At 72.4% G+C, this 19,541-nt stretch carries 18 protein-coding genes and 1 pseudogene; 17 read left to right on the forward strand and 2 right to left on the reverse strand.

Features of this window, described 5'->3' with window-relative positions:
• Nucleotides 1-8 precede the first annotated feature (8 nt).
• The 9 genes from ACH5A8_RS26985 to ACH5A8_RS27025 all read left to right on the forward strand — a co-directional run bounded on the left by ACH5A8_RS26985 (nt 9) and on the right by ACH5A8_RS27025 (nt 9,337).
• Nucleotides 9-932, forward strand: coding sequence for an ABC transporter permease (locus tag ACH5A8_RS26985; RefSeq protein WP_399006148.1), 924 nt, complete (start codon nt 9-11; stop codon nt 930-932).
• A gap of 51 nt (nt 933-983) precedes the next feature.
• A complete protein-coding gene (locus ACH5A8_RS26990) occupies nt 984-2,030 on the forward strand; it encodes an ABC transporter ATP-binding protein (protein ID WP_399006150.1) in 1,047 nt (348 codons plus the stop codon).
• Nucleotides 2,023-3,183: an ABC transporter ATP-binding protein gene (locus ACH5A8_RS26995; protein ID WP_396318923.1), complete on the forward strand. Its 1,161-nt coding sequence runs from the start codon at nt 2,023-2,025 to the stop codon at nt 3,181-3,183. The genes ACH5A8_RS26990 and ACH5A8_RS26995 overlap by 8 nt, the downstream gene beginning before the upstream one ends.
• 87 nt (nt 3,184-3,270) lie before the next feature.
• On the forward strand, nt 3,271-3,684 hold the full coding sequence (locus ACH5A8_RS27000) for a VOC family protein (protein ID WP_399006153.1): 414 nt from the start codon (nt 3,271-3,273) through the stop codon (nt 3,682-3,684).
• Nucleotides 3,685-3,799: 115 nt separating this feature from the next.
• Nucleotides 3,800-5,422: an ABC transporter substrate-binding protein gene (locus tag ACH5A8_RS27005; protein WP_399006155.1), complete on the forward strand. Its 1,623-nt coding sequence runs from the start codon at nt 3,800-3,802 to the stop codon at nt 5,420-5,422.
• 6 nt (nt 5,423-5,428) lie between these two features.
• The gene (locus tag ACH5A8_RS27010) at nt 5,429-6,352 is read left to right on the forward strand and encodes an ABC transporter permease (protein ID WP_399006157.1); all 924 of its coding nucleotides are present in this window, start codon (nt 5,429-5,431) and stop codon (nt 6,350-6,352) included.
• A complete protein-coding gene (locus ACH5A8_RS27015; RefSeq protein ID WP_399006159.1) occupies nt 6,345-7,331 on the forward strand; it encodes an ABC transporter permease in 987 nt (328 codons plus the stop codon). The genes ACH5A8_RS27010 and ACH5A8_RS27015 overlap by 8 nt, the downstream gene beginning before the upstream one ends.
• 7 nt (nt 7,332-7,338) lie before the next feature.
• The gene (locus ACH5A8_RS27020; RefSeq protein WP_399006161.1) at nt 7,339-8,313 is read left to right on the forward strand and encodes an ABC transporter ATP-binding protein; all 975 of its coding nucleotides are present in this window, start codon (nt 7,339-7,341) and stop codon (nt 8,311-8,313) included.
• On the forward strand, nt 8,306-9,337 hold the full coding sequence (locus ACH5A8_RS27025; protein WP_399006163.1) for an ABC transporter ATP-binding protein: 1,032 nt from the start codon (nt 8,306-8,308) through the stop codon (nt 9,335-9,337). Before ACH5A8_RS27020 ends, ACH5A8_RS27025 begins: the two co-directional genes overlap by 8 nt.
• A 195-nt stretch (nt 9,338-9,532) precedes the next feature.
• On the opposite strand, the gene ACH5A8_RS27030 is transcribed toward ACH5A8_RS27025, so the two are convergent.
• Nucleotides 9,533-11,668: an alpha/beta fold hydrolase gene (locus ACH5A8_RS27030; RefSeq protein WP_399006165.1), complete on the reverse strand. Its 2,136-nt coding sequence runs from the start codon at nt 11,666-11,668 to the stop codon at nt 9,533-9,535.
• Nucleotides 11,669-11,862: 194 nt separating this feature from the next.
• Between ACH5A8_RS27030 and ACH5A8_RS27035 the strand changes: the two genes are divergently transcribed.
• Nucleotides 11,863-12,057 (forward strand): hypothetical protein, encoded by a 195-nt coding sequence (locus ACH5A8_RS27035; RefSeq protein WP_009190440.1) that lies wholly within the window; start codon nt 11,863-11,865, stop codon nt 12,055-12,057.
• 152 nt (nt 12,058-12,209) lie between these two features.
• The gene (locus ACH5A8_RS27040; RefSeq protein WP_399006168.1) at nt 12,210-12,560 is read left to right on the forward strand and encodes a hypothetical protein; all 351 of its coding nucleotides are present in this window, start codon (nt 12,210-12,212) and stop codon (nt 12,558-12,560) included.
• A gap of 28 nt (nt 12,561-12,588) precedes the next feature.
• On the opposite strand, the gene ACH5A8_RS27045 is transcribed toward ACH5A8_RS27040, so the two are convergent.
• Nucleotides 12,589-12,981, reverse strand: a complete 393-nt coding sequence (locus ACH5A8_RS27045) for a hypothetical protein (protein WP_399006170.1) — start codon at nt 12,979-12,981, stop codon at nt 12,589-12,591.
• A gap of 344 nt (nt 12,982-13,325) precedes the next feature.
• Here ACH5A8_RS27045 and ACH5A8_RS27050 point away from each other — a divergent pair.
• From ACH5A8_RS27050 to ACH5A8_RS27075, 6 genes and pseudogenes are all read left to right on the forward strand, one after another.
• A pseudogene (locus ACH5A8_RS27050) lies at nt 13,326-13,598 on the forward strand (helix-turn-helix domain-containing protein); the annotation flags it as partial.
• 163 nt (nt 13,599-13,761) lie between these two features.
• The gene (gene mshB / locus ACH5A8_RS27055; RefSeq protein ID WP_399006172.1) at nt 13,762-14,652 is read left to right on the forward strand and encodes an N-acetyl-1-D-myo-inositol-2-amino-2-deoxy-alpha-D-glucopyranoside deacetylase; all 891 of its coding nucleotides are present in this window, start codon (nt 13,762-13,764) and stop codon (nt 14,650-14,652) included.
• Nucleotides 14,649-15,044, forward strand: a complete 396-nt coding sequence (locus ACH5A8_RS27060; RefSeq protein WP_399006173.1) for a DUF6113 family protein — start codon at nt 14,649-14,651, stop codon at nt 15,042-15,044. The genes mshB and ACH5A8_RS27060 overlap by 4 nt, the downstream gene beginning before the upstream one ends.
• A gap of 193 nt (nt 15,045-15,237) precedes the next feature.
• Nucleotides 15,238-17,667 carry a hypothetical protein gene (locus ACH5A8_RS27065; RefSeq protein ID WP_399006175.1) on the forward strand — a complete coding sequence of 810 codons (2,430 nt, stop codon included), beginning with the start codon at nt 15,238-15,240 and terminating at the stop codon, nt 17,665-17,667.
• Between the two features lie 202 nt (nt 17,668-17,869).
• Nucleotides 17,870-18,799, forward strand: coding sequence for an ABC transporter ATP-binding protein (locus ACH5A8_RS27070; protein WP_396318856.1), 930 nt, complete (start codon nt 17,870-17,872; stop codon nt 18,797-18,799).
• Nucleotides 18,796-19,536, forward strand: coding sequence for an ABC transporter permease (locus ACH5A8_RS27075; RefSeq protein WP_399006178.1), 741 nt, complete (start codon nt 18,796-18,798; stop codon nt 19,534-19,536). Before ACH5A8_RS27070 ends, ACH5A8_RS27075 begins: the two co-directional genes overlap by 4 nt.
• Nucleotides 19,537-19,541: the final 5 nt, after the last annotated feature.

The raw sequence follows: 19,541 nt of genomic DNA on the forward strand, positions 1-19,541 counted from the left end.
GTCACACAATGACCGAACTCGTCTCGGGCACGGGCGAGCCGACGGCGGCCGGTCCCGTCCCGGCGGCCCCGGGCGCTGAACCCAGCGTCGCCAGGGTGAGCCAGTGGACCGACATCCGGCACCGCTTCTTCGCCAACAAGCTGGCCGTGGTGGGCCTGGTGATCATCACCGTGCTCATCCTGGTGGCGATCTTCGCCCCGCTTCTCGCGCCGCACGACCCGCTCAAGCAGGACCTCACCCAGACCCTGCAGTCCCCGGGCGGCGCGCACTGGCTGGGCACGGACGCACTCGGCCGTGACCAGCTCTCCCGCCTCATCTACGGCAGCCGCATCGCGGTGATCGTGGGTATGGCCTCGATCCTGGTCGCCCTGGTCATCGGTGTCACGCTGGGCGCCCTGGCCGGTTACTACGGCCGCTGGGTCGACACGGTGATCATGCGTATCGCCGACGTCTTCTTCGCCTTCCCGCTGCTGATCGGCGCCATCGTCATCATCCTGCTGATGGGCCGCGGCGTGCTGCCCGTCGTGCTCTCGCTGGGCATCTTCACCTGGGCGACCTTCGCCCGACTGCTGCGCAGCCAGGTCCTGTCGGTGCGTGAGATGGACTACGTCCACGCCGCCAAGGCGCTCGGCGCCGGCCAGGGCCGGATCATCCGCAAGCACATCCTGCCCAACTCGCTGACCTCGGTGCTGGTGTACGGCACCAGCAACGTCGGCATCGCGATCGTGGCCGAGGCCTCGCTGTCGTACCTGGGCGTCGGTGTCGACCCGGAGGTCGCCGAGTGGGGGAACATGATCTCCGCGGGCCGCAACTTCATGGGCGTCAAGGACTTCATGTGGACCTACCCGAGCCTCGCGATCGTCATCACCGCGCTCGGCTTCATCCTGCTGGGCAACGGCCTGCGCGACGCGCTCGACCCGAAGATGCGGTGAGGCGCCGCCATGAGTCGAACCCCAGTGACCAAGCACGATGAAGGTGACGGCATGACCAGCCTGGAGACGGCACCCACCAACGCCGGGGCGGACGGGGCCGCGCCGCTCCTCGAAGTCCGCGACCTGCACGTGGAGTTCGCGGTCCGCGACTCCGTGACCAAGGCGGTCAACGGCGTCAACTACAGCGTCAACGCGGGCGAGACGCTCGCCGTGCTCGGTGAGTCGGGCTCCGGCAAGTCCGTCACCGCGCAGGCGATCATGGGCATCCTCGACAGCCCGCCCGGACGCATCTCCAAGGGCGAGATCCTCTTCCAGGGCCAGGACATCCTGCGCCTGTCGGAGGGCGAGCGGCGCAAGCTGCGCGGCGCCAAGATGGCGATGATCTTCCAGGACGCGCTGTCCTCGCTCAACCCGGTGCTCTCCGTGGGCTTCCAGCTCGGCGAGATGTTCCGCGTGCACCAGGGCATGTCCCGCAAGGACGCCAAGGCCAAGGCGATCGAGCTGATGGACCGGGTGCGCATCCCGGCCGCGGCCCAGCGTGTGGGCGACTACCCGCACCAGTTCTCCGGCGGCATGCGCCAGCGCATCATGATCGCCATGGCGCTGGCCCTGGAGCCGGACCTGATCATCGCCGACGAGCCGACCACGGCCCTCGACGTGACGGTGCAGGCGCAGGTCATGGACCTGCTCGCGGAACTCCAGCGCGAGTACAACATGGGCCTGATCCTGATCACCCACGACCTCGGCGTCGTCGCCGACGTGGCCGACAAGATCGCGGTCATGTACGCCGGCCGGATCGTCGAGACGGCGCCCGTGCACGAGCTGTACAAGCGTCCCGCGCACCCCTACACCAAGGGCCTGCTGGACTCGATCCCGCGCCTGGACCACAAGGGCCAGGAGCTGTACGCGATCAAGGGTCTGCCGCCCAACCTGCAGGCGATCCCGCCGGGCTGCGCGTTCAACCCCCGCTGCGGCATGGCGCAGGACATCTGCCGCACCGACGTACCGCCGCTGGTGCCGGTGACCGAGCGCGACGGCACGGAGCTGGCCGGCCGCCACTCCGCATGCCACTTCTGGAAGGAGACGATCCATGGCTGAGCCCACGAAGCTCGCGAAGGACGACGAGCCCAAGGACGACGCCACGCCGAACGTCTCCAAGGTAAAAACCGTCGACGCGGCCTCCGAGACGGAGGCGGTCAAGGCGATCGACGCCCCGGCCGAGCGCGGCGAGCCGATCCTTCAGGTGCGCAACCTGGTGAAGCACTTCCCGCTCACCCAGGGCATCCTGTTCAAGAAGCAGATCGGCGCGGTCAAGGCCGTCGACGGCATCTCCTTCGACCTGTACCAGGGCGAGACCCTGGGCATCGTGGGCGAGTCCGGCTGCGGCAAGTCCACGGTGGCCAAGCTCCTGATGAACCTGGAGCAGGCGACCGCCGGCGAGATCTTCTACAAGGGCCAGGACATCACCAAGCTGTCCGGACGCGCCCTGAAGGCCGTGCGCCGCAACATCCAGATGGTGTTCCAGGACCCGTACACCTCGCTGAACCCGCGCATGACGGTGGGCGACATCATCGGCGAGCCCTTCGACATCCACCCCGAGGTGGCCCCGAAGGGCGACCGGCGCCGCAAGGTGCAGGAGCTGCTGGACGTCGTCGGCCTCAACCCGGAGTACATCAACCGCTACCCGCACCAGTTCTCCGGCGGTCAGCGCCAGCGCATCGGCATCGCCCGCGGCCTCGCGCTCAACCCCGAGATCATCATCTGCGACGAGCCCGTCTCCGCGCTGGACGTGTCGGTCCAGGCCCAGGTCATCAACCTGATGGAGCGGCTGCAGGACGAGTTCAACCTGTCCTACCTCTTCATCGCGCACGACCTGTCGATCGTCCGGCACATCTCCGACCGGGTCGGCGTGATGTACCTCGGCAAGATGGCCGAGATCGGCACGGACCAGCAGATCTACGACCACCCGACGCACCCCTACACCCAGGCGCTGCTGTCGGCGGTCCCGGTGCCGGACCCGGACGCCCGCGAGCACCGCGAGCGGATCATCCTCACCGGCGACGTGCCCTCCCCGGCCAACCCGCCCTCGGGCTGCCGCTTCCGCACCCGCTGCTGGAAGGCCCAGGACAAGTGCGCCAAGGAGATCCCCCTCCTCGCGGTGCCCGAGCGCTTCCAGGGCTCGGACACCCCGGCGGCCCACGAGTCGGCCTGCCACTTCGCCGAGGAGAAGGACGTCGTCGGCGCGGCGTGAGCTTTCCGGTTCCCCGTTCCGGTCCCGGCGTCTTCACGAAGGCGCCGGGAACCGGCGTTTCTGGGCGGTCGCGAGAAGGGCGGGCGGATGCTGCACCACGTCGAACTCTGGGTCCCCGACCTGCCCCGGGCGGTCCGCTCCTGGGGATGGCTGCTCGGCCGCCTGGGCTGCCTGCCGTACCAGGAGTGGGAGCACGGCCGCAGCTGGCGGCACGGCTCCGTCTACGTCGTGCTCGAACAGTCCCCGGCGATGCGCGGCGGCGGCCACGACCGGACGCGGCCGGGCCTGAACCACCTGGCCTTCCACGCGGGCGGCCGGGCCGACGTCGACGCGCTGATGCGCGAGGCGCCCGCGCACGGCTGGTCGCCCCTCTTCGCCGACCGCTACCCGCACGCCGGAGGACCGGCGCACTACGCGGGCTACCTCACCGACGCCGACGGCTTCGAGGTCGAGCTGGTGGCCGCCGAACGCCACGACGGGACGGCGGCCGAAGGCGGCTGAGCGGCCGCTGCGCCGTACGGCGCAAGCGGCGGCCGGGCACGGTGCGGCACGCGTGCGACATGCGACTTGTCTGTTGATATGAGGACAGGTCTGTCACCGCACCGAGGAGGCGCCCATGCGTGGCCGTACGCGCGTGCGGTGGGCCCTGGGCGCGCTGGTGGCCGCCGTGCTGCCGCTCGCCGCCTGCACGAGCGGCGCGGGCGCCGCCGGAGCGGGCGTCCTCAGCTCCTCCTGGGGCGACCCGCAGAACCCGCTGGAGCCGTCCAACACCAACGAGGTGCAGGGCGGCAAGGTGCTCGACATGATCTTCCGCGGGCTCAAGCGGTACGACCCGCGCACCGGCCGCGCCGAGAACATGCTCGCCGAGCGCATCGACACCACCGACTCGCGCACCTACACGATCACCGTCAAGGGCGGCTGGAGGTTCAGCAACGGCGAACCCGTCACCGCCCGCTCCTTCGTCGACGCCTGGAACTACGGCGCGAGCCTGAGGAACAACCAGAAGAACGCGTACTTCTTCGGCTACATCGAGGGCTACGACAAGGTCCACCCCGACAGCGGGAAGCAGACCGCCGACACCCTCTCCGGCCTGAAGGTCACCGGCCCGCGGACCTTCACCGTCACCCTCGGCCAGAAGTTCTCCACCTTCCCCGACACCCTCGGCTACGCCGCCTTCGCCCCGCTGCCCCGGGCGTTCTTCACCCACCACGAGGCCTGGCTGGACAAGCCGGTCGGCAACGGCCCCTACACGGTGGAGTCCTACACCAAGGGCGCCCAGATGTACCTGAGGAAGTGGGACGGCTACCCCGGCCCCGACAAGGCGCGCAACGCCGGCGTCACGCTCATGGTCTACACCGACAGCAACACCGCCTACACCGACGTGCTGGCCGGCAACCTCGACCTGGCCGACGACATCCCCGCGGGCCAGCTCAAGAACGTCGCCTCCGACCTGGACGGCCGCTACATCAACACCCCGGCCGGCATCCTCCAGACCCTGGCCTTCCCGTACTACGACAAGGCGTGGAACACCGACGGCGCCCGCAAGGTCCGCACCGGACTGTCGATGGCGATCGACCGCGCCCAGATCACCAAAACCCTCTTCCGCGACACCCGTACTCCCGCCACCGACTGGACCTCGCCCGTGCTCGGCACCGCCGGCGGCTACCAGGCCGGCCTGTGCGGCACCGCCTGCGAGTACCGGCCCGCCGAGGCCAAGAAGCTGATCCAGGAGGGCGGCGGACTGCCCGGCGGACAGGTGCGGATCACGTACAACGCGGACACCGGGTCGCACAAGGAGTGGGTGGACGCCGTGTGCAACTCCATCAACAACGCCCTCGGCGACGACCGGGCGTGCGTCGGCAACCCGGTCGGCACCTTCGCCGACTTCCGCGGCCAGATCTCCCGGCACAGGATGCCCGGGCCGTTCCGGGCCGGCTGGCAGATGGACTACCCGCTCATCCAGAACTTCCTCCAGCCGCTGTACTACACCGACGCCTCCTCCAACGACGGCAAGTGGTCGAACAAGCGGTTCGACCAGCTCGTCGACCGGGCCAACGCGGAGACCGACCGCAAGACGGCGATCCGTCTGTTCCAGCAGGCCGAGGGAGTGGTCCGGGACAACATGGCCGCCGTCCCGCTCTGGTACCAGAACGGCAGCGCCGGCTACTCCGACCGGCTGCACCACGTGGCGCTCAACCCGTTCAGCGTCCCCGTCTACGACGAGATCGAGGTGGGCTGACCGGCCATGGGACGCTACCTCGTCAGACGGCTCCTGCAGATGATCCCGGTGTTCGTCGGGGCCACCCTGCTGATCTTTTTGATGGTCAACGTGATGGGCGACCCCGTCGCCGGACTGTGCGGCGAACGCGCCTGCGACTCCGCCACCGCCGCGCAGCTGAAAAGGGAGTTCGGCCTCGACAAGCCCGTGTGGCAGCAGTACGCGACCTACATGGGCAACGTCTTCACCGGCGACTTCGGCACCGCCTTCAACGGCCAGCCGGTCACCGAGCTGATGGCCACCGCCTTCCCCGTCACCATCCGGCTCACCCTCGTCGCGATCGTCTTCGAGATCGTCATCGGCATCACCCTCGGCGTCGTCACCGGACTGCGCCGCGGACGGCCCGTCGACACCGCCGTCCTGCTCGGCACCCTCGTCGTCATCTCCGTGCCCACCTTCGTCACCGGCCTGCTGCTGCAACTGCTGCTCGGCGTGAAGTGGGGCTGGGTCAGGCCCTCGGTCTCCCCCGAGGCGCCGCTCGACGAACTGATCCTGCCCGGCCTCGTCCTCGCCTCCGTCTCCCTCGCCTACGTCACCCGGCTCACCCGCACCTCCATCGCCGAGAACCGCCGCGCCGACTACGTCCGCACCGCCGTCGCCAAGGGGCTGCCCCGCCGCCGCGTCGTCGTCCGGCACCTGCTGCGCAACTCGCTCATCCCCGTGGTCACCTTCATCGGCACCGACATCGGCGCGCTCATGGGCGGCGCCATCGTCACCGAGCGCATCTTCAACATCCACGGCGTCGGCTACCAGCTCTACCAGGGCATCCTGCGCCAGAACACCCAGACCGTCGTCGGCTTCGTCACCGTCCTCGTCCTGGTCTTCCTGGTCGCCAACCTGCTCGTGGACCTGCTGTACGCCGTACTCGACCCGAGGATCCGCTATGCCTGACCAGCAGGAGCCCCACGAGAGCGAACGCGCCGTCGCGGGCACCGGCATGGGAGGCGGAATGGACCTCGCCGCGAGCGAGGCCGCCACCCTGGAACGGGAACCCGACCGGCCGGACGGCGCCGGACCCGAGGACCGGCCCCGCTCCCTGTGGTCGGACGCCTGGCGCGACCTGCGCCGCAACCCCGTCTTCCTCCTCTCCGCGCTGGTCATCTGCTTCCTGGTCCTCATCGCGATCTGGCCCTCCCTGATCGCCCCCGGCAACCCCCTCGCGTGCGACCTGGCAAGGGCTCAGGACGGGCCGAGCCCCGGCCACCCCTTCGGCTTCGACGGCCAGGGCTGCGACGTCTACACCCGCACCGTCCACGGCGCCCGCGCCTCCGTCACCGTCGGCGTCTGCGCCACCCTCGGCGTCGCGGTCCTCGGATCCGTCCTCGGCGCCCTCGCCGGGTTCTTCGGCGGCGGCTGGGACGCGGTGCTGTCCCGGATCACCGACGTCTTCTTCGCCATCCCGGTCGTCCTCGGCGGACTGGTCCTGCTCTCGGTGGTCACCAGCAACACCGTCTGGCCGGTCGTCGGGTTCATCGTGCTGCTGGGCTGGCCGCAGATCTACCGCATCGCCCGCGGCTCGGTCATCACCGCCAAACAGCACGACTACGTCCAGGCCGCCCGCGCCCTGGGCGCCTCGAACACGCGCATCCTGCTGCGCCACATCGCGCCCAACGCCGTCGCCCCCGTGATCGTCGTCGCCACCATCGCGCTCGGCACGTACATCTCCCTGGAGGCGACCCTGTCCTACCTCGGCGTCGGACTGAAACCGCCGAGCGTGTCCTGGGGCATCGAGATCTCCGCCGCCTCGCCCTACGTCCGCAACGCCCCGCACGCGCTGCTGTGGCCGGCCGGCGCCCTCGCGATCACCGTGCTGGCCTTCATCATGCTCGGCGACGCGGTGCGCGACGCCCTCGACCCGAAGCTGAGGTGAGCGCGCCGTGCTCCTCGAAGTCCGCGACCTGCACGTGGAGTTCCGCACCCGCGACGGTGTCGCCCACGCAGTCAACGGGGTCACCTACGGCGTGGACGCGGGCGAGACGCTCGCCGTGCTCGGCGAGTCGGGATCCGGCAAGTCCGTCACCGCGCAGGCGGTCATGGGCATCCTCGACGCGCCGCCCGGCCGGATCACCGCCGGCGAGATCCGCTTCCGCGACGAGGAACTGCTCACGCTCAAGGAGGAGGAGCGCCGGCGGGTCCGGGGCGCCGGGATGGCCATGATCTTCCAGGACGCGCTGTCGGCCCTCAATCCGGTGCTGACCGTCGGCGACCAGCTCGGCGAGATGTTCACCGTGCACCGCGGCATGTCCCGGGGCAAGGCGCGGGCCGAGGCGGTGCGGCTGATGGACCGGGTGCGCATCCCGGCCGCGGCCCAGCGTGTGGGCGACTACCCGCACCAGTTCTCCGGCGGCATGCGCCAGCGCATCATGATCGCCATGGCGCTGGCCCTGGGACCGGACCTGATCATCGCCGACGAGCCGACCACGGCCCTCGACGTGACGGTGCAGGCGCAGGTCATGGACCTGCTCGCGGAGCTCCAGCGCGAGTACGACATGGGGCTCGTGCTCATCACCCACGACCTCGGCGTCGTCGCCGACGTCGCCGACAGGATCGCGGTCATGTACGCGGGACGGATCGTGGAGTCCGCGCCCGTCCACGACATCTACAAGCACCCCGCGCACCCGTACACCAAGGGCCTGCTGGACTCCATTCCGCGCCTGGACCGCAAGGGCCGCGAGCTGTACGCGATCAAGGGCCTGCCGCCCGGCCTCACACGGATCCCGCCCGGCTGCGCCTTCCACCCGCGCTGCCCGATGGCCCGCGACGTGTGCCGCACCGACGTGCCGCCGCTGTACGAGGTCTCCGGGGACCGGGGGAGCGCCTGCCACTTCTGGAGGGAGTGCCTGGATGGCTGAGCCGGCCGAGCCCGTCCTGGAGGTCACCGGGCTCGTCAAGCACTATCCGCTCACCCGGGGCGTCCTGTTCAGGAAGCAGGTCGGCGCCGTCCGGGCGGTGGACGGGGTCGACCTCGCCCTCGGCCGGGGCGAGACCCTCGGCGTCGTCGGCGAGTCCGGCTGCGGCAAGTCCACGGTCGCCAAGCTGCTGTGCCACCTGGAACGGCCGACGGCCGGCGCCATCCGCTACCGCGGCGAGGACGTCACCAGACTGTCCGGACGGGCGCTCAAGGCCGTGCGCCGCAACATCCAGATGGTGTTCCAGGACCCGTACACCTCGCTGAACCCGCGCATGACGGTGGGCGACATCATCGGCGAGCCCTTCGACATCCACCCCGAGGTGGCCCCGAAGGGCGACCGCCGCCGCCGGGTGCGGGAACTGCTGGACGTCGTCGGCCTCGACCCGGAGTACGTCAACCGCTACCCGCACCAGTTCTCCGGCGGTCAGCGCCAGCGCATCGGCATCGCCCGCGGCCTCGCGCTGCGCCCGGAGGTCATCGTCGCCGACGAGCCGGTCTCCGCGCTGGACGTGTCGGTCCAGGCCCAGGTCATCAACCTGATGGAGCGGCTCCAGCGGGAGTTCGAGCTGTCGTACGTCTTCATCGCGCACGACCTGTCGATCGTGCGGCACATCTCCGACCGGGTGGCGGTCATGTACCTCGGCCGGATCGTCGAGACCGGCACCGACGCGCAGATCTACGACCACCCGACGCACCCCTACACCCAGGCGCTGCTGTCCGCCGTCCCGGTGCCCGACCCGGACGCCCGCGAGCACCGCGACCGCATCATCCTTTCGGGCGACGTGCCGTCCCCGGCCGCCATCCCCTCCGGGTGCCGCTTCCGCACTCGCTGCTTCAAGGCCCGCGAACGCTGCGCCCTGGAGGTGCCGGCGCTGGCGGTGCCCGCGGAGTTCCGTCACGCGGGCGGCCCGGCGGCCCACGACTCGGCCTGCCTCTTCGCCGCGGAGCGGCAGGCGGAGCGTTAACACGCGGGCAACCTCGCCGAAGCGGCACCGATATACGGACGCGGCAGGCTCAGGAACGTACGGCCGTGCGGGTGCCGTGGACGGGCCGGGGCGCGCCATGCCGCCCCGGCCCGTCGGCACGCGGGTCCGGCGGGAACCGCGAACGTCCCGCCGGGAAGCGCCCGACGGCCCCGCCGGGAAGCGCCCGACGGCCCCTCAGCCCAGGCCCAGGGAGCGCTTGAGGAAGTCCACCTGGAGCAGCAGCAGGTTCTCCGCGACCTGTTCCTGCGGCGTCATGTGGGTGACTCCGGACAGCGGCAGCACCTCGTGCGGCCGGCCCGCGGCGAGCAGCGCGGAGGACAGCCTCAGGGCGTGGGCGACCACCACGTTGTCGTCGGCGAGGCCGTGCACGATCATCAGCGGCCGGTGCGGTGCGGCCGCCTCCGCCAGGCCGTCGTCGGTGACCAGCGAACTCCTCGCGTACGCCGCCGGGTCCGCGGCCGGGTCGCCCAGGTACCGCTCGGTGTAGTGGGTGTCGTAGAGGCGCCAGTCGGCGACCGGGGCGCCGGCGATGCCCGCACGGAAGACGTCCGGGCGGCGCAGCACGGCCAGCGCGGAGAGGTAACCGCCGTAGGACCACCCGCGGACGGCGACCCGGTCGAGGTCGAGCGGGTAGCGCTCGGCCAGGTCGCGCAGGGCGTCGATCTGGTCGTCGAGGGTGACCGTGAAGTCGTGGTGGACGGCCTTCTCCCAGGCGGGGGAGCGGCCCGGGGTGCCGCGGCCGTCGGCGACGACCACCGCGAAGCCCTGGTCGGCGAACCACTGGGAGGTGAGGTGCGCGTTGTGCGCGGCGACCACGCGCGCGCCGTGCGGGCCACCGTACGGGTCGAGGAGGACCGGCAAGGGCCGTTCGGCCCCGTTGCCCGTGTCACGGGGGTAGTCCGTAGGCATAAGCACGGCGCACGGGATTTTGCGTGCGCCCCCTTGGGTGAGGGTCACCCGCGGGGTCAGTCCCGGGTCCTGGGCGCGGGAGGCGACGGTCGCCACCCGCTTGCCGTCCCGCAGCACCCGGACCCGGGCGCCCGGCCGGTCCAGGGCGGCGGAGACCAGCACCGTGACACCTCCGGCGCGCACGGCCGAGTGCACGCCGGCCTCCTCGCTCACGCGCTCCACCCCGAGCTCGTTGACGCGGTAGACGTGCACCTCGCCGGTCTCCGCGGCGGCGGCCTCCGCCCCGGCGGAGGCGGAGACCAGCACGTCGTCGGCGGAGACGTCGAGGACCGCCCGGACGTGCAACTGGGCTCCGGTGAGCGGCCGTTCGCCGACCGCGAGGACCCGGGCGCCTCCTTCGTCCACGATCCGCACCAGCTGCCCGGACGGGCTCCAGCAGGGCGCGCCGGGGAAAAGATCAAGCCAACTTGGATCTTCGTCGGCGTGCACCATGCGGGTCTGGCCGGTACCCGGGTCCACGGCCAGGTAGAGCTGGCCGCGCTGGTCGCGCGCCTGCACCAGCAGCAGCGGCGCACCCGCCGCTGACCAGTGCACACGCGCCAGATACGGGTAACGGGACCGGTCCCAGACCACCTCCGTCCGGGTCCCGTCCAGGCCGATCACGAACAGCCGCACGTCCGCGTTCGCGGTGCCCGCGGCCGGGTAGCGGACCTGGTGGGGCGCCTGGTCCGGCCGCGCGGGATCGGAGATCCACCAGCGTCGCACCGGCGAGTCGTCCACCCGTGCCACGAGCAGCCGGTCCGACCCGGGCGCCCACCAGAAGCCCCGTGAGCGGTCCATCTCCTCGGCCGCGACGAACTCGGCGAGCCCGTACGTCACCGACTCCGACTCCGGCTGCGCCAGCGCCCGGTCGCCGTCCCCCTCGGCGCCCACCACGCGCAGGGCGCCGCCGCGGACGTAGGCGACGTGACGGCCGTCGGGGGACGGGCGGGGGTCGATCACCGGCCCGGCGACGGGCAGTTCACGCGTGGTCGCGGTCCGCAACCCGGCGGTGAAAAGCCGCCCCGACAAGGCGAAAGACGCCAACTCGACGGCCGCGTCGGTGGCGTAGCCCACGATGCCGGCGCCGCCCTCACGGGTGCGCTCCCGGCGTGCCCGCTCCTCGGGCGGCAGGTCCTCCGAGGCGCCGCCGAGCAGGGCCCGCGGATCGGCGGCCAGGTGTTCTCGGAGGTCGGCCAGATCGAGGACCCACAGCGAATTGGCCCGGTCCGTACCGGAGTCGGAGCGCAGGAACACCACGCGGGACGCGTCGGGGGCCACCGTGAACGCGCGCGGCGCGCCGAGCGTGAAACGCAGGGTGCGCGCGTGCCGGCGGGGGAAGGAGTCGGGCTCGGTCGTCATCCCCCGACCATATTGGCCATGCGCCCCCTTGTACGACTGTGCGCTGGCTGGTGCGCGCGTGCGGATAGTTATGATCAGTTGCGCATAGTGGGTATGACCGTGGTGTAGGCCGTGCCTGTTGTGTGGATCCATCTGCCCCCATAGTTCGACCCCCGACACCCCCCGCGTCCTGGGATCTTTGGAGGTGAGCCGCCGTGGCACTCTCGATTTCGGCGGTGGTGCTGCTGGCGATCATCGTCTTCCTGCTGATCAAGAAGTCCGGGCTGAAGGCCGGGCATGCGATCGTGTGCATGCTGCTCGGCTTCTACCTGGCCTCCTCGACGATCGCTCCCACGATCAGCGACCTGACGACGAACATCGCGGGGATGATCGGCAGCATCAAGTTCTAGGCCGTGAACCCGCGTTGAGGTGAGCCCCGAGTCCGGGACGGGTTGAGTACCGGTCCCTGGACGGGGTGAGTACCGGCGCCCATGCCGGAGCGGTGGTCGCGCGGTCAGGATCCTTCCGACGGGAACTACGGAAGGACGCCACGGTGGGCCCCATGACCTACGCACGGCTGTACGGCCCCTACGTGCCGGTGCGTCCCGCCCCGCGGCCGGCCGTCGTGGTCCTGGCCGCGGTGCTGTGGGGCATCGCCCTGGTCTCGCTCGTCTGGCTGGCGTTCCTGGTCGGCATGGCGAGCCTGTGGGCCGCGGCGGACGGCGCCCAGGTCGGCGGCTTCCTCCTGTGGTGTCTCCTCCTCGTGGCCGGCGGCGCGGGCGCGCTGACCGGCCTCGCCTTAGTCCCGGCCGTCCGCCGCATGGCACCGGACGCCCGCGCACTCCTCCTGGGCGCGCTGGCCTGCCCGGCGCCCGCGGTGCTCGCGGGGTGCCTGTGGGTGATCGGAGGGTGAAGGGGCCGGGAACCGGCGGCCGGGGGGCTCAGGCCTCGCAGCCCTCGATGTCGTCGCCGCAGTCGGACACGTCGTCGGAGCCGACGGTCTCCACGCGCCACAGGACCATGACGTCGGCGTCCCGCCGGTCGGGGACGACACGGACGGTGAAGGGGGAGCCGGCGGGGACCTCGAACCGGTCCGCCTCGCGGTCGCCGCACGTCACCTCGTAGTCGCTCCCCTCCTCGCCCCGTTCGAGCGTCAACGTGACCGAGCGGCCGGCGGCGGGGCTGCGGCAGACGACGACGAAGGCGTGGGGACGGCCGCCCTTCGTCGGGAACGTCCGCTCCAGCGCCCGCGCGAGGGTCGTCTCCATGCCCTCGTCGACGCGCACCGCGCTCTCGGGCTCCACGGCGTTCAGGGCGTGCTCGGCGCTCGTCATCGCGTCCTCCTGGTCCGCCTTCCCCTGCCACCGCGCCGCATCCGCGGAGGGCTCCGGACGCCCTTCCTCCGGGCGCGCGCAACCTGACGTCAAGGCCGTCAGCGCCGTCACGGCCGTCATGGCCGTCGCGGACAGGAGCAGGGCCGAGGTGCGGGCGGGGCGGGTGCGCATGGAACTCCGATCGAGACGGGCCCGGGGCGAGGGGCCGCATGCGGGGGGCTCGGTGATGCGATCGTGCCAGCCGGTGCCGGTGCGGTCCCAGTACCGGTGCCGTGGTGGTGCCGTTGCCGTGGCAAGCGCCTCGCCGCGCCCCGGCCGGGCCCCGGGACCTTCGGACCGCCACCGTGGCGGCCTGGCTGGAGCGGGAGGTCGGTACGGCGGGGGTACGCCGGGCGCTGACGGCGGACCTGCCGCCCGAGGGCCTGCGCCGCCCGGCGGCCCTGCTGGCCCACCGCCTCACCGCCCAGCTGCCGCCCCCGCCCCCGTTCCGCGCCCCGGCCGCCCCACCGCCCGTGCGGCACCCCCTCCAGACCTGCGACCGCTGCGACCGCGCCTTCCGCGCGCCACACCCCGGCCACTGCCGCGACTGCCGAACCGATGACCTGGAGGCCGCCTAGCATGAACGTGACGATCCTGGCCCCTGGGCACAGACGAGGAGCGAGCAGCATGACCACCGCCTTCGGCCGCGCGCCGCACACTCCCTCCCACTGGATCGGTCCCGTACGGGTGGTCCGCGGGAGCGGGGGCGGGCGGCGGGTCCGCTCCTCGTAGGGTGGGGGCATGACGGAACTGCCTGCTCGGCGTCTGCTCCTGGTGCACGCGCACCCGGACGACGAGTCGATCAACAACGGCGTGACCATGGCCCGCTACGCGGCCGAGGGCGCGCTGGTGACCCTGGTGACCTGCACCCTGGGGGAGCGGGGGGAGGTCATCCCCGCCGAGCTGGGGCATCTGACCGGGCCGGCGCTCGGCGCCCACCGGCGGCGGGAACTGGCCGCCGCGATGCGGGAGCTGGGCGTCACGGACTTCCGGCTGCTCGGCGGCGCCGGGCGGTACCGGGACTCCGGGATGATGGGGCTCGCGGACAACGAGGACCCGGACTGCTTCTGGCAGGCCGACCTCGACGAGGCCGCCGGACACCTCGTCGCCGTGATCCGCGAGGTGCGTCCGCAGGTCCTCGTCACCTACGACGACAACGGCGGCTACGGTCACCCCGACCACATCCAGGCCCACCGCGTCGCCATGCGCGCCGTCGACCTCGCCGCCGATCCGGCCGTACGGCCCGACCTCGGCGAGCCCTGGCGGATCGAGCGGGTGTACTGGAACCGGATGCCGCGGCCTGTCGCCGAGGAGGCCTTCGCGCGGCTCCAGGACGCCCTGCCCGGCCTGCCCTTCGACAAGTCGGCCGCCGTCGACGACGTGCCCGGAGTCGTCGACGAGGAGCGGATCACCGCCCGGATCGAGGGCACCGCCGCCCAGGCCGCCGCCAAGGCCGCCGCGATGCGCGCGCACGCCACCCAGATCGAGGTGGCCGAGCCCTGCTTCGCGCTCTCCAACGAGCTCGCACAGCCCCTGTTCACCACGGAGTACTACGAGTCGGCGCGCGGGGACGGACACACCGGGGACGCGCACCGCGCCGATCTGTTCGCCGGCATCGAGGAGGCGTCATGAGCCCCGCCGGACGCGAGCGGGCGCAGGGCCCCCTGCTCGCACAGCCCCTCAAGCCGCCCTCCGGCGGGCGGATCGCCGCCTACCTGGGCCTGTTCGTGCTCGGCGCCCTCGTCGGCGTCGCCGGGGCGCTGCTGCAGGCCGCGTGGTTCCCGGGCGGACTGCTGCTCGCCCTGGCGGGTTCCGCCGGGCTCTTCCTCGGCGGGGCGCGGGCCGCCCGCAGCCGGGGCGGGGCCGTCGCGGGAGCGGCCGGCTGGCTGATCGCCGTCATGCTGCTCACCGCCAGCCGCCCGGAGGGCGACTTCCTGTTCGCGGCGGGCGGCGGCTCGTACGTCTTCCTGCTCGGGGGCATGGCCGTCGCTGTGATCTGCGCCACCGTGGGGCGCGGGCGGTAACCGGGACGGTCGTGACGTCCGACTTGGTGATTGACGTACCACTTCTTCCTGTCGCCCCCGTGCGGGTCCGGTGTGGTTTTCCCCAGCGGTCCTGGGATAGGCGCGGGAGGCGGACAGTATGGTGGTGCGCGCCGCCGAGCTGCCCGCAGAGTGAGGTCGTGACGGGCGGCGGAGCCAACCGGGAGAACCTGCCTTGAGTCGTGAAACTGACACTCCGTCCTCCGGGCCCAACGGGCGCGGCGGAGCCGCCTACCCCTCGGGGACGCCGCCGTACGGCATGCCGGCGGTGTCCGACGACGGCGCGGACGCGGGCCGTTCGGCCACGCAGCCGGAGGAACGCAAGACCGAGACCACGCTGACGACCCGGATCCGGATCAACATCCCCGGATCCCGGCCGATCCCGCCCGTGGTCGTGCGCAAGACCGTCGCCGAGGGCGAGGGCCAGACCGAGGGCGAGAGCGCCGCCGGCGCGGGACCGGCCGGGACCGGCCGGTCCAACGGAGCGGGCGGGGCCAAGGGTTCGCGCGGCTCCAAGGGCTCCGGTGACGCCCGGACCACCGCCGGCGACGGCCCCCGCGGCGATCTGCCGGCGCCGGGCGACGCCCCGGCCCCCGGCGGCGGCGCCGAGACGCCCGCCGCCGAAGTCGCCGCACCGGCCGAGGAGAAGCCGACCAGCGACTGGTTCGCCCCCCGCAAGTCCCAGGCCCCCAAGGGCGGCCAGGGCGGCACCGCCGGCAACGGCGCCGGGCTGCCCGGCGGTTCGGGCGCGGCCGGGAGCGGGTCCGGGACGGGCTTCGGCGCGCCCGGCGGCGCGGGAGCCCCCGCGCCGGGCGCTTCCGGCGCCGGTTCGTCCGCGCCGGGCGCGTCCGGCGGCAGCCGTCCGGCGTCCGGCTCACGCCCCGGCGGCGTGGTCGGCTCCATGAGCATGCCCGGCGGCGCCTCCCGGAACGGCTCCACCAACGGCGCGGGACTGCCCGGCGCGACCGGTGGCCCCGTCGCCCCCGGCCACGGCGGCGGCACCGGCTCCTTCGACGTGACCGAGGCGCTGGCCGCGGGCCCGCTCGCCGGCGGCTCCCGCCCCGGCAGCGGCGAGCCCCGCCGCGACGACCTCCCGTACTTCACGGACAACGGCGGCAACGGCCAGACCGGCCAGGGCGGTCACGACGGCCAGGGCGCCGGCCGGGGCGGCAACCCCGGCGGCGCCAGCGGCGCGGGCGCCCCCAGCGGCCCCGGCGGTCCGGGCGGCCCCGGCGGTCAGCGCGGTCCCGTCGGCCCGACCGGCGGCCCGGTGACCGGCGACGCCGCGCTGTTCGCGTCCCCCACGGGCGGACCGGCCGCGGGCGGACCCGCGACCGCGGCCGGACCGGGCGGCGCTCCCGCCCCCGGAGCGCACACCGCGCGCCCCGGCGGCGGCCTGAGCGACGACACCGCGATCCTCACCCCGCAGAAGCCCGCCCCCGAACCGGGCACCCCCGGCTACACGGGACGGCCGGACAACGTCTCGGGCCAGACCGTCACCAGCGGCATGCCGGTCGTCGCACCCGGCGCCGACTCGCCGTTCCGGTCCGGCGCGGGCGGCGACGGATCGCCCTCGCCGGCGTTCCCGAAGCTGTCCGAGCTGCCCCAGCCGAACGCCGCGCCCGCCAAGCCGGCCAAGGGCAAGCCCGCCAAGGCCGCCAAGAAGAAGGGCCGCAGCAAGCTGGTGCTGCTCTGCGGCGGCCTGGTCATCGTCGCCGGCGTCGCCTACGGCGCCGGGCTGCTGATGAACCACTCCGACGTGCCCAAGGGCACCACCGTGCTCGGCGTCGACATCGGCGGCGGCACCCGCGACGACGCGGTCAAGAAGCTCGACGACGTCTTCGGCAAGCGGGTGGACCAGCCGCTGAAGCTGGCGGTCGACGGCAGGACCGTCACCCTCAAGCCGGACCAGGCCGGGCTCCAGTTCGACACCCAGGCCACGGCCAGCGCCGCGGCCACCAGCGACTACAACCCCGTCTCGGTGATCGGCTCCCTGTTCGGCAACCACCGGGTGGTCGAGCCGCAGATGCCCGTCGACGAGGAGAAGCTCCAGGTCGCCCTGGCGACCGCCGCGGGCGGCGCCGGCTCGAACGACGGCACCATCAAGTTCGAACCCGGCAAGGCCGTCGCCGTGTACGGCAGGACGGGCAAGGGCATCGACGCCGCCCGTTCGGCCCGCGCGGTCGAGGAGGCGTACCGCACCCAGGTGGAGACGGGCAACCCGGCGCCGGTGCCGGTGGCCACCACCAGCCGGCCGCCGACGGTCTCCAACGCCGAGGTCGACCGGATGATGAAGAAGTTCGCCCAGCCGGCGATGTCGGCCAGCGTGTCGGTCACGGCGGGCCCGGGGCACGTGGTGGTGCTCAGCCCCCAGAACTCGCTGTGGAAGTTCCTCCAGGTCAAGGCCGTCAACGGCAAGCTGGTCGACTCCTACGACGAGGCGAAGCTCAAGGGCCTGTACGGCAAGGCCTTCGACGGCGTCCTGATCACCCGGGGCACCGGCCAGAAGACGCCGGTCACGGTCCAGGACGTGATCAGCGCCCTGCGCCCGGCCCTGATGAGCTCGACCAACCGCGTCGGCGTCATCGACACGAACCCCAGCTAGCGGCTCGACGGTGAGGGGGCGCCCGATGCACACCGGGCGCCCCCTCACCGCGTCCTCCCGCCGCCCCGCGGCCCGTACGACGCCCGCCGTCCTGCCGTCCGTACGGCCTCCGCCGTCATGCCGTGCGTATGACATCTGTCATCCGGCGGTCAGGACCGCCGACACTGCCGCCCGCCCTCGCCGCGCGGCGAGTATGGGGGACATGACAACGACAGCGGAGACCGCCACCGCGACCGCGGTGGTGACGTTCGACCAGGTGACCAAGAGCTACGGAACCGTACGGGCCGTGGACGGCCTGTCCCTCACCCTGCACCCGGGCGAGACCGTGGCCCTCCTCGGCCCGAACGGCGCCGGCAAGTCGACCACCCTCGACCTGCTGCTCGGCTTGAAGCACGCCGACAGCGGCACCGTCTCCGTCTTCGGCACCGGCCCCCGCGAGGCGATCGTCGCCGGGCACGTCGGCGCGATGCTGCAGAGCGGCGGACTGATGGAGGAGGTCACCGTCGCCGAACTGGTGCGCCTCGCCTGCGATCTGCACCCCAAGCGGTTCAAGGCCACCGACGTGATGGCCCGCGCCGGCGTCTCGCAGATCGCCGACCGCAAGGTCAACAAGCTCTCCGGCGGCCAGGCCCAGCGCGTCCGCTTCGCCCTAGCCACCGCCGGCGACAGCGACCTGATCGTCTTGGACGAGCCGACCACCGGCATGGACGTCTCCGCCCGCCAGGCCTTCTGGGCCACCATGCGCGAACAGGCCGACCAGGGCCGCACCGTGCTGTTCGCCACCCATTACCTGGAGGAGGCCGACGCCATCGCCGACCGGGTGCTGGTGCTCCACCGGGGCCGGCTGCTGGCCGACGGCACCGCCGCCGAGATCAAGGCGAAGGCCGGCGCCCGCAGCGTCCGCTTCGACCTGGAGGGAGCCGTCGACGAGACCGCCCTGCGTGGCCTGCCCTTCCTCACCTCCCTGGACGTCAGCGGCCAGACCGTCCGCATCCAGTCCGCCGACGCCGACGCGACCGTCCACGCCCTGTACGGGCTCGGCGTCTACCCCCGCAATCTCGAAGTCGCCGGGCTCGGTCTCGAGCAGGCGTTCGTCGCCATCACCGAGGCCGAGGAGGCCAAGCAGTCATGACCAGCCTCATCAAGCTCGAACTCGCCCGCGCCCTGCGCAACCGCAAGTTCCTGTTCTTCTCGGTGCTCTACCCCTCGATTCTGTTCCTGATCTTCTCCAGCAGCTCAGGCTCCGACGAACAGGTCGACGGCACCGGCCTCACCGTGGCCACCTACCTGATGGTGTCGATGGCCTCCTTCGGCGCCCTGACCGCCGTCCTCATGGGCAACAGCGAGCGCATCGCCAAGGAGCGCGAGAGCGGCTGGGTGCGCCAGCTGCGGCTGACCAGCCTGCCCGGCCGCGGCTACGTCCTCGCCAAGACCGCCGGCGCCGCCGTGGTCAGCCTGCCGTCCATCGTCGTCGTCTTCGCCGTCGCCGGCGCGATCAAGCACGTACGGCTGGACGCCTGGCAGTGGCTCGCCCTGACCGGCGTCATCTGGGCCGGCAGCCTGGTCTTCGCCGCGCTCGGCGTCGCCATCGGCTACCTCGCCAGCGGCGACGCGGTCCGCCCCATCACCATGATCATCTACTTCGGCCTGTCGATCCTCGGCGGCCTGTGGATGCCCTCCACCACCTTCCCGCAGTGGCTCCAGGACATCGCCAAGTGGCTGCCCACCCACGCGTACGCTGCTCTGGGACGGGCGATCGAGCAGAGCCAGTCCCCGAGCGCCCAGGACGTCGCCGTCCTCGCCGTCTACTTCGTCCTGTTCGCGGGCGGCGCGGCCTGGCTGTACCGGAAGGACACGCTGAAGGCGTGAGTGTC

This window comes from Streptomyces sp. NPDC018610 (assembly GCF_044391765.1).
Lineage (GTDB): Bacteria > Actinomycetota > Actinomycetes > Streptomycetales > Streptomycetaceae > Streptomyces.

Bases quoted from the DNA above. Each gene is read 5' to 3' on its own strand.
- ACH5A8_RS26985 (WP_399006148.1), top strand. From the start codon at position 9: ATGACCGAACTCGTCTCGGGCACGGGCGAGCCGACGGCGGCCGGTCCC.
- ACH5A8_RS26990 (WP_399006150.1), top strand. From the start codon at position 984: ATGACCAGCCTGGAGACGGCACCCACCAACGCCGGGGCGGACGGGGCC.
- ACH5A8_RS26995 (WP_396318923.1), top strand. From the start codon at position 2,023: ATGGCTGAGCCCACGAAGCTCGCGAAGGACGACGAGCCCAAGGACGAC.
- ACH5A8_RS27000 (WP_399006153.1), top strand. From the start codon at position 3,271: ATGCTGCACCACGTCGAACTCTGGGTCCCCGACCTGCCCCGGGCGGTC.
- ACH5A8_RS27005 (WP_399006155.1), top strand. From the start codon at position 3,800: ATGCGTGGCCGTACGCGCGTGCGGTGGGCCCTGGGCGCGCTGGTGGCC.
- ACH5A8_RS27010 (WP_399006157.1), top strand. From the start codon at position 5,429: ATGGGACGCTACCTCGTCAGACGGCTCCTGCAGATGATCCCGGTGTTC.
- ACH5A8_RS27015 (WP_399006159.1), top strand. From the start codon at position 6,345: ATGCCTGACCAGCAGGAGCCCCACGAGAGCGAACGCGCCGTCGCGGGC.
- ACH5A8_RS27025 (WP_399006163.1), top strand. From the start codon at position 8,306: ATGGCTGAGCCGGCCGAGCCCGTCCTGGAGGTCACCGGGCTCGTCAAG.
- ACH5A8_RS27030 (WP_399006165.1), bottom strand. From the start codon at position 11,668: ATGACGACCGAGCCCGACTCCTTCCCCCGCCGGCACGCGCGCACCCTG.
- ACH5A8_RS27040 (WP_399006168.1), top strand. From the start codon at position 12,210: ATGACCTACGCACGGCTGTACGGCCCCTACGTGCCGGTGCGTCCCGCC.
- ACH5A8_RS27045 (WP_399006170.1), bottom strand. From the start codon at position 12,981: ATGACGAGCGCCGAGCACGCCCTGAACGCCGTGGAGCCCGAGAGCGCG.
- mshB (WP_399006172.1), top strand. From the start codon at position 13,762: ATGACGGAACTGCCTGCTCGGCGTCTGCTCCTGGTGCACGCGCACCCG.
- ACH5A8_RS27060 (WP_399006173.1), top strand. From the start codon at position 14,649: ATGAGCCCCGCCGGACGCGAGCGGGCGCAGGGCCCCCTGCTCGCACAG.
- ACH5A8_RS27070 (WP_396318856.1), top strand. From the start codon at position 17,870: ATGACAACGACAGCGGAGACCGCCACCGCGACCGCGGTGGTGACGTTC.
- ACH5A8_RS27075 (WP_399006178.1), top strand. From the start codon at position 18,796: ATGACCAGCCTCATCAAGCTCGAACTCGCCCGCGCCCTGCGCAACCGC.